Source organism: Paenibacillus sp. OAS669, from assembly GCF_014873645.1.
In the GTDB taxonomy this organism is placed as follows: domain Bacteria; phylum Bacillota; class Bacilli; order Paenibacillales; family NBRC-103111; genus Paenibacillus_S; species Paenibacillus_S vulneris.
In genome coordinates, this window is the sequence record NZ_JADBDR010000001.1 from 487,880 (window position 1) to 505,194 (window position 17,315).

A 17,315-nucleotide genomic window follows, 5' to 3' on the forward strand; every position below is an offset into this window, starting at 1 on the left:
TCCTTTATTTCTTCATGATCGCACGTATCTGTGCGGCAGCTTCCTTCATCGATTCTTGGGCCGGAACATTTTGTGCATAGGTTTTACCGATTGCCTTTTGGATTTCTGCTTCGATTTTATCGAAGTCAGGCACGACCGGGAGTGCCTTTCCGTAGGGAAGCTCATCGACTGCGGTTTTAAAGAACGGATTTTGTTCATAAAACTTCACCATTTCAGGCGCTGTAGCGGCAGATTTTCGAATCGGCATGTATCCGGTGTGTTGAGTGAAATAAATGGTTTGCTGTTTATCGGTAAGAAACTTGATGAACTTCCAGGCCGCGTCTTGTTTTTCCTTAGGAGCCTTCGCTACAATGGCGAGATTTCCCCCGGAAGACGTAGTTACGGCATACTCTTTAAATTTTGGCACGAAACCGACGCCAAGGTTAAATTTGATACTTTTTTGAATCTCACTCAAATCGGCTGTCGAGGCCACCAGGAAAGCCACCTTGCCATTTTTAAAATTGACGAGTTCCTGCCCGCTGTCGGTAGTCGTCCCGCCCGTAGGCTGCATCATCGTTTTTGTCTCATAGATCATGTTCCGGTACATCTCCAAACCTTGAACCGCCGGCGCTTGGTCGAGCACAACCTCCTTTTGATCCGGGCTGAAAAGATCACCGCCATTGGACCACATCAACGAGTAGTAGTAGAGGGGCGGCAAATAGGTTGAAAAGCCGAATCGTTCTGTTTTCCCATCCTTAACGACGGTCGCTTTCTTCGCAGCAGCCACCAATTCGTCCCAGGTGGACACCGGATGCTCCGGATCAAGCCCGATCTCCTTCACGATATCTTTGTTGTAATACAAGATCGATGTACTCCGATTGAATGGAAGGGTGTAGGTCTTTCCATCGATTAAGGTGTTCTTAACAAAGCTGTCCACAAAATCACCGTAATCAAACTTCGAATCGTTTTGAATATAAGAGTCAAGCGGCAGCAGTGCTTTATTGTAAGCAAAGGTTGGCCAGAATCTTGCGTTCAACTGAACAACATCCGGTACAGCATTGCCCACAATGGCCGTCAATAGCTTCTTGCCTATATTATTCGTAGTCTCCTGAAACACCGCATTGACCTTTACTTCATTCTGCGATTGATTAAATTGTTCAACCAAACTCTTCGTGGCTTCTCCGATCACCCCGCCATTGCCATACCAAAACTCAATTTGCACCGGGTTCCCCTGCTTGTTCTGAGATGAGGAGGAAGCTTCTTGTCCGCAGCCTGCAAGTACCGTAACCAAACATGACGTTGCGAGAACACTACTAATGAATTTACGTTTCAATGGTTTCACCTCGTTATTTTAATAGCCTGTCTCTTACTTTAAACCCGTAGTGGCCACGCCTTTAACAATAAACTTCTGCATGGAAATGAACAGTACGGCCAATGGCGCGATAATGACTGTAGCGACGGCCATGACCAGATTCCACTGTGTTCCCCCTTCTGTAATAAATCGCGTCAGTCCTAACTGAACCGTTCGCAAATTTTCATTATTGGTCACAATAAGCGGCCAGAACAATTCATTGTAACTCTTGATAAAGCACAACAATATATACGTCACAACGGCGGCTCCTGACAAAGGGAGCATGAGATGGCGCATGATTCTGGCGTGTCCGCAGCCATCGAGAATGGCGGCTTCCTCCAACTCCTTCGGTACTTGCATAAAGGCTTGCCGCAGCATAAATATGCCAAAGGCGCTCACGCTGAATGGCGCGATCAAACCGGCATACGTATCTACCCAGCCCAATTGTTTGATCGTCAAGAAATTAGGGATAAACGTAATTTGGTTCGGGATCATCATGGTAGCCAGAACCGAGAGAAAAAGAATGCCGCTTCCTTTGAACCGTAGTCTGGCAAAAGCATAAGCCGCCGGGATGATCAGAAGCAGTTGCACTATAATAATGACGCTTGCTGTAAACAGGCTATTGAATAGATACCGAAGCAGCGGAGCCGACTTCCATATTTCTACGTAGTTTTCCAGGCGGAATACTTCCGGGATCAAGGTCGGCGGAAACACGTACACCTGATCGAAGCTCTTTAATGAAGTGCTCAACAACCAAACAAAAGGAAATAGCATTATGAATGAAAAAAGACTCAAAAAGGCGTATCCGAACCATCGAAATACAAATTGCTGCCATCTCATTGATAGTGCACCCACCTTTTGGAAACCTTCATCTGGATAAATGTAATGAGCAGAAGGATAACAAAAAGTGCTGTCGCAGCTGCAGAAGCATAGCCGATATCAAAAAAATCGAAGGCATGCTGGTAAATGTAATAAATCATCATATTTGTGCTTTCAGCAGGCCCGCCTCGCGTCATCGAATACAGAAGATCAAAATCCTCAAAAGCGCCAATTAATGCGACAATAAGAACAAAAAAGATATATGGAGAGAGCAATGGCATTGTAATATGTTTAAACAACTGCAGCTTTCCTGCTCCATCCATCTTGGCCGCTTCATACAGCGATTCTGCTATGTTCTGCTTGCCGGCAAGCAGAACCACCATGTAGTAGCCAACCACCTTCCATACTTTCGTGATGATTAGTGCAACCATTGCCCACCCCGGCTTTGCCAGCCAGGGGGCAGGAGGAATGGAGAACAAACCGAGCGCCCAGTTGATAAGACCGAAATCCTGGCTGTACATCCATACCCATAGGGTTCCAATAGCTGCCATGGGTGTAATGTAGGGCAAAAATACGACCGAACGAAATAACTTGACGCCCCGCAGTTTTTCGTCCAGTACAACAGCAAGTACAGTAGCCAGCAAGACTGTAAAGCCTACCGAGAAGACACCAAATATAAACGTGTTTCCAACGACCTTCCAAAATTCGGACGAGGTAAGCATCTTCGTATAATTGCCTGCGAAAATCCAATTAAAATCAGGGGCAATCAGATTCCAATCCGTCAGGCTCAGAAAAAATGTCATACACATCGGATAAAGATGAAATATAAAAAGTAGAACAATAGCTGGAAAAACTAATAAATAAGCGGTTAAGTTCGCATACGCCCATTTGACTATACTTTTTTTGCGTTTCACCGATGGCTCGCTCAAACCCCTCTGCTTTCCCAAAACCCTATGATTATCCATATGCACTCCTTTGTATCCATTGATGACTCACAGAATTCGAATAATATTTGGAATTGGCTCGCATTCGGATTCCACTTCGTAAGCTCTTCCTTGCTGCAGGATAGTATGGGCTACCCTGTTCATCGATAGATAAGCGCTGCGCAGCAAATGATTGGCATAAATGACGATATTCACTCCCGCTGACTCCAGCTCCGTCTCCGTCACACTTGAAAATGTGCTGGGTACTACAACGACGGGGATATCCTTGAACTGCAGTTTGAATTCCCGCAGAAAAGCAAAGATTTCATCTGGCTGTTCCTTTTTGCTATGGATTAATATCCCGTCCGCCCCCGCTTGCACATACGCTTCGGCCCGCTGCAAAGCATCCGGCAAACCTTTGTTCAAAATCAAACTTTCAATACGCGCTATCACCATAAAGTCCGAATGAACTTGTGCTTGCTTGCATGCTCTAATTTTGCTTTGAAAATGAGTGATGCTGTCTTGTTGTTGATCGGCCTCCGTTCCGAATAAAGAATTTTTCTTCAAACCAATCTTATCTTCGAGAATGATGGCTGAGACGCCCCATCTTTCCAAGGTCTTGATATGAAATACCAGATGTTCAATTTGACCGCCGGTGTCCCCATCGAGAATAATAGGTTTTGTAGATATTTCCTGAATTTGATGCAAAGTTTCGAGTCGGGAGGTAAAATCAACAAGTTCGATATCCGGTTTTCCTTTAGCAGTGGAATCGCATAAACTGCTTAACCACATGCCATCGTAAGCCTTGGTTTGTCCATTCTCGAGTGTCGCCATCGCCCGATCTACAATTAATCCCGTCAATCCGTTATGCGCCTCTAAAAATCGGAGCAATCGTCCCTCTTCTAACAATGAACGTAACGATGATGGATTCATTTCGGATCCTCCTCTCCCATTACCAATTGAGACAACGCCGCCTTAATCAATGTAACTGCCTCTTGCAATTGCGTCATAGATGTGGCGTATGAAAGCCGAATAAACCGGGGAGCCTGAAACATTTCCCCTGGCGTCACAACGACGCCGGCTTGCTCTAACAAGTATTCGGCAAAGTCCTTGCTATTGGCGATCGTCCCCTTCTCATAAACAGAACCAAAATACCGGGACACATCAACCATCAAGTAAAATGCGCCTCTTGCATTGGGACATGTCAATCCTCGAATCGATCGAATTTCACGAATCAGATATTGCCTCCGTTCATCAAAAGACTTTGTCATTTCCTTTACCGAGTCACCTTCATCTTTGAGTGCGGCAATCGCTGCATATTGACCGATCGAACTTGGATTGGAGGTCGTATAGCTTTGAATGATTGTCATTGCACGAATCACAGGCAGTGGGCCGCAGGCGTAACCGATTCGCCAGCCTGTCATGGAGAACGCCTTGGATAACCCGTTTATCGTAATCGTCAGCGATTTAATTTCCTCACTTAACGATGCGATCGAAGGAACTTTATCGCCGTAGATTAAATGTTCATAGATTTCATCCGCGATAATGTAGAGATGATGACGAACGGCGATCATGCCAATGGCATACAACGTTTCTCGATTAAGCACCGTTCCGGTCGGATTGTTGGGATTTGTGAGCAAAATAGCTCGCGTCTTGGAAGTTACTTTACTTTCCAGTCGCTTCACGCTTAGTCCGAAATCTTGTTCCGGATCGGTTTCAACAAACACGGGAGCCGCCCCTGCATGCGCGATCATTTCCGGGTAGCTCCCCCAGCAGGGAATCGGTAAAAGAACTTCGTCCCCCTCGTTGCAAATCGAGAGCAACACATTGGCTACTGCCTGTTTGGCCCCAGTGGTGATTATCACTTCCTCCGGGGCATAACTAAGATCGTTGTCCCGCTTGAGTTTTTCACAGACTGCTTGCCGAACTTCATATGTACCCTGCACCGGGGTATATTTCGTTACGCCTTTAATTATTGCTTCTATACCTGCATGAGCGATATGGACCGGTGTGGAAAAATCTGGTTCGCCCACGTTAAGAGCTATGAGCTTGCGTCCCGATCTGCGGAGTGCTTCGACTTTATCCCTTAATTCCGCTCCGATGTAAGGATTTAACGCACTAACACGATGACTAAGTTGGTAATTCAACGTTGTTGCCCCTTTCGTTTCATGTTGTTTTTACAAATAAATCTTATCACACAAATGTAATACAAGCGTAAAAACAACGTAAATATATTGTAAATTATCATAAAACAAATATATTACAAAATAAAAACAACACGCCGTTTGTTTCCAAACGACGTGTTGCTTTATCTTAAATCACTTGAATTTAGGTAGAAACCCATTTTAATGTGGATAATTCGATGTATGATTTCCATTCTTCAGGCAAATCCGTATCCGTAATAATGATGTCCACTTCATGTAAATTTGCTACTTTATATAGATGTTTGACTCCTATTTTAGATGCATCCGCTACCAGCACCTTCTTTTGGCTTTGTGCCAACAAAATTTTCATCATTACTGCGCTCTCACTTTGAAACGTACTGATATTTTCAGGAGTAAAGCCTCCGCAGGAAAAAAAAGCTTTATTTACAGTAATGTCCCTTAACATGTCTTGAGCGAGTACACCCGACATCCCCATCGAAGAAACTTGAAGCTCCCCGCCAATCTGAATCACTCGCCCGTCAAACTCTCCATTTCGTTTATATTGAGCAAATTCAAAAATGATCGGAACGGAATTGCTGACTACCGTAAGCTCCTTCTTGTCTCTTAAAAATGATGGCATTTGGGCGATGGTGCTCCCTGCCTGGAGAAATATAATATCGTTGTCCTCCACCCATTTGGCTGCCTCGGCCGCCAGTTTTCTTTTGACCTCCAGATTAAGCGACTCCCGGTCGTTATATGCCCATTCCAGCTTTTGATGGCTCGTTTTGATCGCACCGCCAAATATTTTTTTTAATTTATTCTGACTCTCCAGCTTGTCCATGTCTCGACGAATGGTCTCAGTTGTCACGCCGAATTTCTCAGCAAGCTCTTTTACATAGACTTTGTCATGTTCTTCTAGTTCCTTTAAGATCTCTTTCCTTCTTTTCTCTACATCGCTATAGGAAGAATGCATCCTTACCCTCCACACTTTGTATGTCATTCCATTACATTTATCTTAATCGAATCACACCGAAGAATCCACGGGAAATAACATCATTTACAATTTAATTACAACGTAATATCGTTCATTTAATAAATTCACTTGGAACTTACAACATAAAAACCACACAAAAGATTCTTCATATGTAGTACCTCAACACTGAACTTTCCTTTTGGGCCATAACCGTTTTTAGATACTTTGTAACCAGTCTCCCTTTGCAACCAGTTGTACCTTACCGCCAATCTGGATATCATAGGTCCCATTTGTTAATTTGGCGGCAATATTCACATTTGACTGATTTCCCTGATATTTTTCTTCAGCAAAAACATCTACAACATAAAAATCCATGCTTCCCCTCACGTTCCATGTGTTCCCCTTGAGGCCAAAGGTGAACATCAGCTTTTTGGAATATTATATGAAACCTTTGTAATTTTTCTCCATATGATTGTTCTATTCCATATGATTGTTCTATGACGACATAGTTGTTCATATTAATTTTGGAGAATTTTAACCCGAATCCATGCCGTTACGAATAGGAGCAGGCCGAGAGCAACATAGAAGAAATCGAACACGACTTGACTCGTTCCCAAGTAGGTCTCGAAAACGTCTACACTGGAAGGTCCCCACATGCTGATTGCGAGAATAAAAAAGCCGATCGGGAAAACCAGTGCCCGGTATTGTTTGAGCCCGAGCCATTGGGCCACCCCCAACGATGCAGTATACAAATAGGAGGTCAATTGAACGAACGTACCGAGAAGCCAAACAGCCAACATTAAAGCATCAATATGCTGGAAGAATTCCCCAACCCCAATATAGCGAACAACCTCAATGAACGGATAATTCAACGTATGAGCATGCTTGCCGAACAGTAAAACCGATACAAGCCCAGAGACGGACAGCGTAACCATGAGTCCAAACCAGGTTATTATTACGTACCTCGTCGTTTTCCTCTGATCTGACACAAAAGGAAAGTACAATCCAAGCATCAAATAGCCGGAGAACCAGCTTAAGGGGATGATGGCCCCCTTAGCGGAAGGAGCGATCCCTTTACCCATAATCGGCAAAATACGATTTACGTCCCAATCGGGAACCGATAAGACGACTAGCAGCCCGAACACCAAGAACGTGATCGGCAGGAACAGCTGCGCCAACCGACCCAACACCTCCACGCCCCCCCTGACCGCGAAGGACACAAGAAGCAGCATCCCCCCTATAGCAACAACAGCCGGCGTTTTTTGCAAAAAGACGACAGAAATGAAGTCGCCATACTCTCTCAAGACGACAGAAGTCAAATTGACACCGTAAATGATCACAGTAAGGCCCGCCGCTTTGCCTAACCACGAACCAAGTATACGCCTGCTGTACTGTATGATGGTTTCCGTCGGAAACATACGGCTAAGCCAAAGCATCGCAAGCACGAAGAGCAAACCGATCAAATGAGCCCAGATCGGCGATAGCCACAGATCTCGTCCGGCTTCCTCCCCCGTTATCCTCGGAATAAAAAGGATTCCATCGTAAGCGGCGACCGCATAAAAAAGAAGCCCTAGCTGTGATGCGGAAATTTTCCCTCCCTCTACCATCAGCAAACCTCTCCCCTCACTTTAACCCGCTGGCTAGCGGTTTGAGTATATTGTTGAATAGCTCGATCGGTCCGGGCATATTCGGAAAAACAAGGACTAGCACGGCTACAAGCCAGCCGGCGGCAGCGATGGCAATTAAGGCCGCTCGTTCCTTCTTGCAATCGAATTCGAGACCGCGCCATTCGGCCCAAACCATCAACGCGGTTACGCACGTTACCCCAGTTAAGTTCAACCAAGTCACTGGCTCTCACACCTCTTATTGCGGTTCATCCGGTGGGCTCGTTGTACATCCCGATATGTCGAACGTTCACCTTGACCTCCACTTTGACTTGCATAGAAGGAAAAATCATGTCCCAGCGGTCTTGCAATTGTTGCCATTCTCCAGGATAACGGCGATTAATCACTTCGCCGAAACCGAAAATGTCAGCCCCCATCTCTTGGGATTGCTTAATTGCGGTCTCTACATTGCGTCGTATGTCGTCGGATGCCGATTTTTCGACTTGACGGATGAAATTCGGATCAGACGTTTTAAAGCGAGTTGTATTTTGAACGACGTTCACCTCGGCTTCAATCCCGACCTCAATTCTTGGCATTCCCTCCTGCAATTCAGTAACGAGCTGGGTGCTGGATGAAAGAATGCCAATTGATATGAGTGACGAAATGGGCTTCCTCATCTTCACGGTCTCGATATCACCTTTAACTTGATGAAGTATCCACTTCGCTCCCGAGAACGAATCCCCTTGGATCACTCCAGCCATACGCTCGCGGGAAAATACGGCATAACCTTTCACATAGGGTATACTTTTGTTACCCTCCTGTGTGATATCGAGGTATGGCAGCATTGCCGATTGCGTATTTTTACCAAGCCCTTGCACCAAGAGGTTAAGCGTTATCGACCGATGGAAGACGCGATCAGCTTCACCACCCAGAAAGTCCGCTTTTGTTTGTTCGAGTGGAGAGGCAGAAGCGAGAAAATCGCTCACGGCCCCCTTGCAGACGAACGGCTGCACCCTCAGGCGAATATTATTGTCGCGCACGATATAATCCAACTGTTCCCGAAAACGATCGCGGGACAACGCTTCCCCTACGACCAACAGCTCCAGTTGCCCCCAATAGATGGCGCGAGATAGCTTGCGTTGCAGCTTGGAGACTGCGTCAGCAACCGTAGCTCCTGAAGCGGACCAGATTAAAGTTGGACCGCTTTCTTTAGAAGCGTTGCCGCTTATCTGTGTCTTGCCGCCTTCCTGCTTAGGCACGACGATCTCCACTGACAACTCGATCTCCCCGTTGTCTTTCCGGTCTATCCCGGCGATCGTTACGATCGCCAGATCGTTCACTTCCTTTCGGTCCCAGCAGCCAGTCGACAAAAGCAAAGCTGTCACGACCATCGCGAATGTAAGCCATTTGCAGGCAAATATCCAGGAAGATGCCCATTTACTCACCATATTCCTTTAGCTTCTGCCTCCTTTACCGGGCTCCGGTTTCTGTCCCCGGGCGAGTCGTCGGCGGCTTCGCATACTCGAAAAACCGGGACGCATCGTCATTTTCCACCTTGGAGCCCGGATCGCTGTGTCCTTCATTTCACTTGCCTCAAATGGCGCAAACGGAGATAAATAAGGGACGCCGTAGGAACGAAGCATACACAAATGGATGGCAACAGCTATTATTCCGAACATAACTCCAAGCATGCCTAGCGTCCCTCCTAACACGATCAGCGGCAGCCGCAAAAGGCGTATGGCGAGCTCCAACGAATAATGGGGAGCCGTAAATCCCGCAATACCCGTGAACGCGATGATGATGACAATCGGCGCCGACACGAGCCCCGCCGATACTGCAGCTTCACCGACGACAAGCGCACCGACTATCGTAACGGCCGAACCGATCTGCCGCGGAAGGCGAAGCCCAGCTTCTCGCAGCACCTCGAACGCGAGCTGCATCATCATCACCTCCACGAACGTCGGAAACGGAATTGCCTCACGTGCGGAAGCAATGCTGGTCAATAATTTGCCCGGTACCATTTCATGATGAAAATTCAAAATCGCGACGTACATCGCCGGAAGAATCATGGAAATGAGCAACGTTATGTAGCGTAAACAGCGCAGAACGCTGGTGTATAACGCTCGGTTGTAATAATCGTCCGCAGCCTGTAGAAGTGTCGCAAGTGTCGCGGGTACGATCAGCACATCGGGCGTACCGTCAACCAGCAGAACGATACGGCCTTCGAGCAAACTAGCAGCCGCTATATCGACCCGTTCTGTAAATTGCTGTTGAGGAAACGGCGAGAACGGGCTGTCTTCCGTCAGTTCTTCGATGTATCCGGATTCCAGTACACCGTCCAGATCAATGCGTTCGAGTCGATTTTGCACCTCTTGCAGCAAGGAAGGCTTAGCCAGGTCATCCATATAAGCGATATAGACTTCCGTCCCTGTATAGCGGCCGATCTTTTGCGATTTGAGCTTTAGCTTGACGCTCTGGATTTTGCGCCGCAACAGCGACAGATTGGTCTCAATCGATTCAGTAAAACCTTCTCGCGGCCCCCGAAGCGACGGTTCGGTCTTCGGCTCTTCTACGCTGCGCTTGTCCCATTGGGGAATTCCAAGCAGTAAAGCACCGGTGCAACCGTCAATCAGAAGCACGGGATACCCTTTGATTAATTGTCCCGCGCATTCCTCAACGGTCGAAGCCTCATCGGCGGACACGACGTGCAAAAGTCTGTGCTTAACCGTTTGCAAATCGGCACACACCACGTCCTGGGATTGCATAAGCGGCTTTAGTACACTGTTGTCAATCTCCTGCTTGTCCGACATGCCGGGGATGCTGACAAGCTCCGCCCTAACCCTTCCGGCTATCAAGAAGGAGCGGAACGAAACATCGTCGGCTTCACCCAACACCTGTTTGAGTGCCTCAACATTACGTTCCAATTCCGGACCCAATGCCGTGTGATCATCGGATTCGAAGCTGACGTTACGGGTAGAATTTCGTGTCCGCATAGCACTCTCCCTGCCAATCGATTCCTTTACTGGCCGTTTCATCTTGTAAACGCACCATTATTTTATCCATATAACGGCTTTTCATTCCAACTTCCGCCAGCAGCACCCGTACCCCATCACAGGCTGCCAATCATTTTGTTGTTTCCATTTGTTTCGCACCGTACAATATACCAAATAATAAATTGGAGGGAAGTAGAATGGGCATTGCTGAGGTTATTCGTGTAGCTCCTTATGATGAGAACATACGATGAAATCTACATTTTCCTCTAAATAAAAGAACCTTCCGGCATAAAAGGAAGGTTCTTTGGTAGGCCCGCTTTCACTTTAAGGGCAGGCTATTGTTGAAAACTCTTGACCAAACGTTCAGCTTCGCCGTTCGGCGTCGTAATGACTTCGTACATATTCACGGTAATTGGAGACGAGAATTCGTCGGATTGGATGCTGTTCGAATCGATCTTCTGTTTGCCGCTGATCAATTTTTTGGGACCCGTAAAGGAAGCGTCCGTCGTGCCGACAATCCGGCCCGCAGGATCGACGATTTCGAATCGCAGCATCGGGAAATTCGTATCGACAACGACATTCTCCTTCTGTTTGATATCCATATCAACATTAATCTTGTACGTATAGGTAATAGGATTACCGGCCATGGTCGAGTAGCTGACGCTATAATCATTCAGTGTAATATCATACGGATACATGGAGAACGTATCCCCGCCCTCTTCCTGCTGCGCCCCCGTTTGAATCGAAGCGACAGTTGTCTTGTAAGGAGCTGCCGTAATCGGATCAAGAAGCTTTAATTGGAATTGATCGCCGCTCTCGGAACGAGGCAGATGAAAGGAGTAGGCTGCAATGTAGCTTAATCCGGGTTCCAGTGTTGGAGATACGTTCGTTTGACGCACACCTGTGAAGGTTAAGCCGTTGCTATCGGCCAATTCAGCTTGAAGCTCCGGCATAGAGACGGGAGAACTGCCGTTATTCGTAAATTTGAGCTTGGCAATGGCCGTTTTGTACCCGGATTCCGGGTTTTCGTGCAAATGGAGCTCCACCAGCGAAACTTCAGTTTGTTTATCGATCACCTTGGTTAAGGAATCGAAAGGGATGGGGGCTCCCATCGTATACGACACCGCAGGACTTTTCATTTGATCCGCTGTCGGCCAAGCTATGGCCGCTTTTCCTGTGGAAATGGGCACTTCCTGATTCCCCGTTTTGGAAATAAACGCATCTGTCGAAACCACGAGCAGATCCGTCATGGCTGCATCCTGATCAACCGGGATGGAAAAATGAATATACGCTTTTTCGCCTGCCTCCAACGAAACCGGATCGGTTTCTGAACGTTTGCCTTCGTACGTTTTTTGGCCGGATCGCGCGTCGATCCGAAATGATGGGATCATTTGCCGGCCTGCACTCGGATTTTCGGCCAATAAAGTGACCAGAAGGACTGGCCCGGCAACCGTGCTTTGCTTGGAAGCTTCAGCCGATGCCGCAGGAGCTGCGCTCGCGCTTTGTTTAGAAACTTCGGCGGGCGTGTACACCAGATCCGAATTGACTCCCGGGATGCTGAAAGGCTGGCCCCATCGCAGCGAAACCATCTGATTCGTTCCGTTATTCCCGTACCATACTGACGTTGCGGGCATGGAGAGCAGCGTGGTTTCTTGCTTCGGATACGTATAAACATCGGTATGAACAAACGATAGCTGGTCAATACTGGTAATCTCTTTACTCTCCACCGTCGCCATATACACCAATTCGCTAATTTCCTTAGGCTGCAAAGCCGTCTTGTTATTTGCACTCGGGACAAGCTTGTACTCTACGCCGCTCGTCGTTAGCACGCGGAGCTCATGTTCCGGCACCCGGTTCTGGGCAGCCCCTCCGTTATACAGACGCACTGTTGCTGCAATTTGCGATCCCGATACCGTTGGAATGACGGAAACATTCTTGATTGCGGCGCGAATGTCGTCCGTTAACCCATAGTTGCTACTTGTCGCCGATACAGCCGGTTCCGGGGCCAAAGCCGCAAGAGCCGGGACGCTTGACTGAATCATCGCTGCGCTTAGCAGCATGGCTGTAAGACTCGTTTTCCACGTTTTATTCTTCATGATCTACCGCTCCTTCTTGATGATGTTCCATGCTTATTTGGCATTCGTTGCCGGTGCCGCAGGTTCAGCCTGTTGGCCGTCCTTGAGCGTATGCTGTCCGGTTACAACGAGCTGCTCGCCGTCTTTAACACCGGTCAGCACCTCCTGATACTCCCCGTTAATACGCCCAAGCGAAACTTTACGCTTCTGATACTGATTGCCTTGCTGCACAAAAACGTAGGCGTCGGAGTCTTCGCGGATCACACTTAACGTAGGCACGGCAATAACTTGCTCTTCCACTTCCGTCGTAAGCTGAACCATGAATCTTTTGCCCGGTTGAAGCTGCCGGTTTGTGTTCGGAATCTCCAGCTCCAGCGTGTACGTCTTGGTCGCTGCGCTCATAATGGGCGCCAAATAGCTGATTTTGGCCGTTCCTTTGACCGAGAGATTATCGGGGTCATAATATACAAGCTCCTGCTTCCCTCTAACCAGCTGAACATTGTTTTCCGACAATTCGGCCGTCACTTTGATCGGATCGATCTGCTGGACTTGGCCTATTTTCCCTGAGGAAGACGATACCACTTGGCCCGCCACAACATTAAAATCGGTTAAAACACCGCTTCCAGGCGCTTTCACACTGTAATTCTCTAAGGACATAGCAGCCTCATCGAGAGTCAGCTGCGCTGTTTGAAGCTGAGTTTCGTAGGATGCCAACGAATTGGAATTATCATTGGCGTTCAGCTTGTTCTGAGCGGATTGCAAATTCATCGCCGCATTATCCACCGCTTGCTTCGCTTGATCGACCTCGTGCTGCGTGATGACACCCGAGTCGAAATCGTTTCGCAGCTTATTGTAATCCTGCTGCGCATTTTGCAAAGCGGTCTGTGTGCGAGTAACCTCATCCTGCAAGCTTTGATGATTGATGGCTTTGTCATCCTTTGCTTTCTTTAATGCTTCCTGTGCATTTTGAAGCGCAACCTCGCTTTTCCTTTTGGAGATTTCAGCTTCCTTGCTGTCGATGACAAACAGCACGTCTCCTTTTTCAACATAATCTCCGCGCTTCTTCAGAACGTTCACCACTTCCCCGTTCGCTTTGGCGACAACATCCAGCGTCGTTCCCGCCTTAACTTCCGCTACTTGCTCTATAGGCGCGCCGATCGTCTGTTTCTTGATCAGCTCCGTCTTGACCGGTCTTGGCTCCAGTTGCACGGTTGCCGGACCTGCGCCTACGGAACAGCCTGACGTCGCGATGACCGCTGCAATGAACATTAGTAATAAAACCGCTCTTTTTTTCCCTTTTCTCCCCCGACAAGCCTTCTTCATCGGAAAACCTCCTCTATATCTCTATCTATTATGCTTGGAATTCATTGCTTGTCTGCCGCTTTAATTTCCTTGCGATTCCAAGCTTCATATGCTCGATCAGCTCGTAGACAATCGGAACGACAACCAGTGTCAACACCGTAGATGTCAGCAAGCCTCCGATAACTACGATACCGAGTCCTTTGCCGATCAGAACCCCTTCACCTGAAAATCCCAGCGCGAGCGGGAGCAGTGCGACAATGGTCGCTCCGGCAGTCATAATGATGGGACGTAACCGCACTTTACCGGCTTGTACTAACGCATCGCGAACTATAAAGCCTTCTTCCCGTAGCTGCTGCGCTCTATCTATCAAGACAATGGCATTGGTGACCACAATTCCGATAAGCATCAGAAATCCTATCATGGAGGTGGCATTAAGCGGTTCACCTGTAAGGAATAGACCCAGCAGTCCGCCGATAGCGGCAAGCGGAAGCGAGAACAGGATGGCGAACGGTGCGCTCGCATTGCCAAAGGCCAGAACCATGATCATGTAAACGATAAGCACGGCTGCAGCCATGGCAACGAACAATTGGGAGAAGCTTTCGTTAATATCGTCCGTTATCCCGCCGGCTTTCGGCGTTACCCCGTCTGGAAGCTCCAGCTCCTTCAGAGCTTGCCCGACTTTGGCGCTGATGCCGCCTTTATCTTGTCCGGTAATTTTGGCGGTCACTTTGACAAGCTGCTGCTGGCCTTCGCGCGTCAATGACGCAGCTCCTTTGATTTCATTCACTTTAGCGACTTCCTTCAATAAAACAACCGAGCCGTTATCGCTCTTCAACGGAATGTTGCCCAGCTTTTCGAGCGTATCTTTGTCCGATTTATCCATAGACACCTTGGTGGCATAGACGATATTGTCAAATTTCAAGTCGCCCAGCTTCTGCTCCTGGATCCACGCGCGCGCCGTGTCTCTCACGGTTGCGGGATTTAAGCCGAACGCTCTGGCTTTGCTCTGGTCAACGGCAATCTCGATCTCCGTCTTGGCGTCACTGAGATTGTCCTCCACTTCCGTAAGCTCAGGTATCGTGTTAAGCTTGGCTTTTACCATCGCCGCCGCTTTCTCTAATTGAAGCTGGTCCTCCCCTTGTAGGCTGTACTCAAAGTCGGGCGATGTCCCCATGCTTCCTCCCATCGATTTGGGCTCTACTTCAGAGCCGGCAGGCAGCTCGGAAAGGATGAAAGCTTTGACCTGATCTTTCACTTTGTCAGCGTCAACCTTATCGTTCAATTCAACGAAAATTTGCGACGCGTAAGGAGTTCGTTCTTTATCATCGCCGGCGTACCCTACCAAAGCTTCGACAAATGTAAACACCGGTTCGCCGTTCGAATCTTTTTTATCCGACAAGATCGTTTCAAGCTCTTTGGTCTTAGCGTCAGTTGATTCATACGAGGTTTCATAAGGCATCTTGATTTGGAAGTACATCGTTTGGGACGTTTTTGCACTCGGCATCAGCGATACCGATAGCGAAGGAACAGTAACGACAATCGTAGCCACAAACACGAGACCTGATAGAAGCAGCATCTTGATACGATGCTTCAAGCTCCAGATGAGCGCCTTCTCGTAGAACTCAGTCAACCCGGATGGCTTGGAATCGTCATGATGCGCCTTCGGCGGTTTCCCCCGCAGTACCAGTATCTTCGCCAGCATAGGGATCACCGTTAAAGCAACAAGCAAGGAGGCCAATAGAGAACAGACGATCGTTATTGCGAACGGCTTGATAAATTCTCCAATAAAGCCGGAAACCAGCGCCAACGGAACGAACACGCCCGCGGTCGCCAACGTCGAAGACGTAATGGCGGACGATACTTCTTTGGTGGCCAAGGCAATGACGGATTCATTCCGTTCATGAGCTTTTTCCAGCTTGGCGTAAATATTCTCGATGACGACGATCGAATCGTCAACGACCCGTCCTATGGCCATAAATATGCCGCCCAGCGACATCGTATTGAGCGTGATTCCCAGCTCATACATGCACAGCAAGGTAATCAATATGGACAGCGGCAGCGATACGAGAACGATTAGGGTCATCCGGACATTACGTAAAAATAACAAAATCATGACCGCTGCCAAAATGGCTCCTACTATACCTTCACGAATCAAGCCATCTATCGAATGCTTGATTTCATCCGCGCTGTCAAACGTATTTTTGAACGTAATATTCGGCAGCGTAGTTTGCCATTCTTGAAGCTTGTTATGAATGGCATCGGAGAAATCCACCGCATTCGCGCTGCTAGCTTTATATAAAATCATGGCAATAGCAGGCTGCCCGTCCAGTCTTCCTTTAAATTTCGATTCGGAGATAGCCTTGACTTTCGCCAATTGATTAAGAGTTACAATTCCTTTTGAGGTTGTTATTTCCATTCGTTCCAGGTCATACAGACTTTGGAGATCGCCTGTGACCCGGGTCATTTTGCTGTTTCCGCTAATCTCCACGCTGCCGATCGGGCTCTTGGTTGCAGCCGCATTAATGGCATTGCTGACTTGCGACGGGGACAGACCGTAGAAATCCAGCGCGCCCGCATCCAGTTGAATATCCAGCGATGTCTCGCGGTTGCCGATGAAATCGATATGGTCGACTCCCTTGATCCCTTCCAGGCCTGGCTTGATGATGTCTTTAAAATCTTTATCCAGCTCGCTCTGGCTCATGCCATTGCCGGCATAGGCGACCAGATAATTGGAAGGGGCTGACGCCGCCCCGAAGGTTGAAGCCTTGGGCGTGCCTGCCGATTGAGGCAGTGTCACCTCGGCCAGCAGATCCTGGACATCCGTCTTTTTCTTGTCCATATCCACTCCCTGTTTGAACATGAGAATGATAGTGGAATAATTATCGTTGGATGTCGAGGACATGGAATCCAGATCCTCCACATTCGCCAATTTTTTTTCAATCGGATCGGTAATCTCATCCATTACATCCTTCGGCGAACCCGCATAAGTTGTCGATACAACCAAAACCGGGAACGACACATCGGGCATGTTTTCTACTTTCAGCTTGGTCGTTGAATAAAATCCGCCAACAAAAAGCATGATCACAATGATGAACAACGCCGAAACGTTTTTCATGGAAAAACGCGTTAATTGATTCATTCCTGCACTCCTT

Annotated in this window: 14 protein-coding genes; all 14 read right to left on the reverse strand. The window is 47.8% G+C overall.

Translation table 11 applies throughout. The features are described from left to right. Positions 1-4: 4 nt before the first annotated feature. A complete protein-coding gene (locus tag GGC63_RS01765) occupies positions 5-1,312 on the reverse strand; it encodes an ABC transporter substrate-binding protein (RefSeq protein ID WP_192700871.1) in 1,308 nt (435 codons plus the stop codon). A 33-nt stretch (positions 1,313-1,345) separates the two neighbouring features. Beyond that, entirely contained in the window at positions 1,346-2,170 is an 825-nt protein-coding gene (locus GGC63_RS01770; RefSeq protein ID WP_079908758.1) for a carbohydrate ABC transporter permease, read from the reverse strand. Further along, a complete protein-coding gene (locus GGC63_RS01775) occupies positions 2,167-2,952 on the reverse strand; it encodes a carbohydrate ABC transporter permease (RefSeq protein ID WP_225947862.1) in 786 nt (261 codons plus the stop codon). The genes GGC63_RS01770 and GGC63_RS01775 overlap by 4 nt, the downstream gene beginning before the upstream one ends. A gap of 189 nt (positions 2,953-3,141) precedes the next feature. Then, positions 3,142-4,005, reverse strand: a complete 864-nt coding sequence (gene aepX, locus GGC63_RS01780) for a phosphoenolpyruvate mutase (protein ID WP_192700873.1) — start codon at positions 4,003-4,005, stop codon at positions 3,142-3,144. Further along, on the reverse strand, positions 4,002-5,219 hold the full coding sequence (locus GGC63_RS01785) for a pyridoxal phosphate-dependent aminotransferase (protein WP_192700874.1): 1,218 nt from the start codon (positions 5,217-5,219) through the stop codon (positions 4,002-4,004). The genes aepX and GGC63_RS01785 overlap by 4 nt, the downstream gene beginning before the upstream one ends. Positions 5,220-5,400: 181 nt before the next feature. Beyond that, a complete protein-coding gene (locus GGC63_RS01790; RefSeq protein ID WP_079908754.1) occupies positions 5,401-6,189 on the reverse strand; it encodes a DeoR/GlpR family DNA-binding transcription regulator in 789 nt (262 codons plus the stop codon). A gap of 216 nt (positions 6,190-6,405) precedes the next feature. Next, a complete protein-coding gene (locus GGC63_RS01795; protein ID WP_192700875.1) occupies positions 6,406-6,564 on the reverse strand; it encodes a hypothetical protein in 159 nt (52 codons plus the stop codon). Positions 6,565-6,707: 143 nt separating this feature from the next. Continuing rightward, positions 6,708-7,796 (reverse strand): GerAB/ArcD/ProY family transporter, encoded by a 1,089-nt coding sequence (locus tag GGC63_RS01800; protein ID WP_192701392.1) that lies wholly within the window; start codon positions 7,794-7,796, stop codon positions 6,708-6,710. A 16-nt stretch (positions 7,797-7,812) separates the two neighbouring features. Next, positions 7,813-8,037 (reverse strand): hypothetical protein, encoded by a 225-nt coding sequence (locus GGC63_RS01805; RefSeq protein ID WP_192700876.1) that lies wholly within the window; start codon positions 8,035-8,037, stop codon positions 7,813-7,815. 25 nt (positions 8,038-8,062) lie between these two features. Next, the gene (locus GGC63_RS01810; protein WP_192700877.1) at positions 8,063-9,241 is read right to left on the reverse strand and encodes a Ger(x)C family spore germination protein; all 1,179 of its coding nucleotides are present in this window, start codon (positions 9,239-9,241) and stop codon (positions 8,063-8,065) included. A 6-nt stretch (positions 9,242-9,247) separates the two neighbouring features. Beyond that, complete coding sequence (locus GGC63_RS01815; RefSeq protein ID WP_192700878.1) at positions 9,248-10,786, reverse strand: spore germination protein; 1,539 nt, start codon at positions 10,784-10,786, stop codon at positions 9,248-9,250. 335 nt (positions 10,787-11,121) lie between these two features. After that, a complete protein-coding gene (locus GGC63_RS01820) occupies positions 11,122-12,882 on the reverse strand; it encodes a hypothetical protein (protein ID WP_192700879.1) in 1,761 nt (586 codons plus the stop codon). Positions 12,883-12,915: 33 nt separating this feature from the next. Continuing rightward, a complete protein-coding gene (locus tag GGC63_RS01825; protein ID WP_192700880.1) occupies positions 12,916-14,184 on the reverse strand; it encodes an efflux RND transporter periplasmic adaptor subunit in 1,269 nt (422 codons plus the stop codon). Positions 14,185-14,212: 28 nt separating this feature from the next. Further along, positions 14,213-17,302 carry an efflux RND transporter permease subunit gene (locus GGC63_RS01830; RefSeq protein ID WP_192700881.1) on the reverse strand — a complete coding sequence of 1,030 codons (3,090 nt, stop codon included), beginning with the start codon at positions 17,300-17,302 and terminating at the stop codon, positions 14,213-14,215. Positions 17,303-17,315 lie beyond the last annotated feature (13 nt).

What these genes read in the sequence shown, in the direction of transcription:
- GGC63_RS01770 (WP_079908758.1), bottom strand. Translation starts at nt 2,170, where the DNA reads ATGAGATGGCAGCAATTTGTATTTCGATGGTTCGGATACGCCTTTTTG.
- GGC63_RS01775 (WP_225947862.1), bottom strand. Translation starts at nt 2,952, where the DNA reads ATGACATTTTTTCTGAGCCTGACGGATTGGAATCTGATTGCCCCTGAT.
- aepX (WP_192700873.1), bottom strand. Translation starts at nt 4,005, where the DNA reads ATGAATCCATCATCGTTACGTTCATTGTTAGAAGAGGGACGATTGCTC.
- GGC63_RS01790 (WP_079908754.1), bottom strand. Translation starts at nt 6,189, where the DNA reads ATGCATTCTTCCTATAGCGATGTAGAGAAAAGAAGGAAAGAGATCTTA.
- GGC63_RS01795 (WP_192700875.1), bottom strand. Translation starts at nt 6,564, where the DNA reads ATGGATTTTTATGTTGTAGATGTTTTTGCTGAAGAAAAATATCAGGGA.
- GGC63_RS01800 (WP_192701392.1), bottom strand. Translation starts at nt 7,796, where the DNA reads ATGGTAGAGGGAGGGAAAATTTCCGCATCACAGCTAGGGCTTCTTTTT.
- GGC63_RS01810 (WP_192700877.1), bottom strand. Translation starts at nt 9,241, where the DNA reads ATGGTGAGTAAATGGGCATCTTCCTGGATATTTGCCTGCAAATGGCTT.
- GGC63_RS01815 (WP_192700878.1), bottom strand. Translation starts at nt 10,786, where the DNA reads ATGCGGACACGAAATTCTACCCGTAACGTCAGCTTCGAATCCGATGAT.
- GGC63_RS01820 (WP_192700879.1), bottom strand. Translation starts at nt 12,882, where the DNA reads ATGAAGAATAAAACGTGGAAAACGAGTCTTACAGCCATGCTGCTAAGC.
- GGC63_RS01825 (WP_192700880.1), bottom strand. Translation starts at nt 14,184, where the DNA reads ATGAAGAAGGCTTGTCGGGGGAGAAAAGGGAAAAAAAGAGCGGTTTTA.
- GGC63_RS01830 (WP_192700881.1), bottom strand. Translation starts at nt 17,302, where the DNA reads ATGAATCAATTAACGCGTTTTTCCATGAAAAACGTTTCGGCGTTGTTC.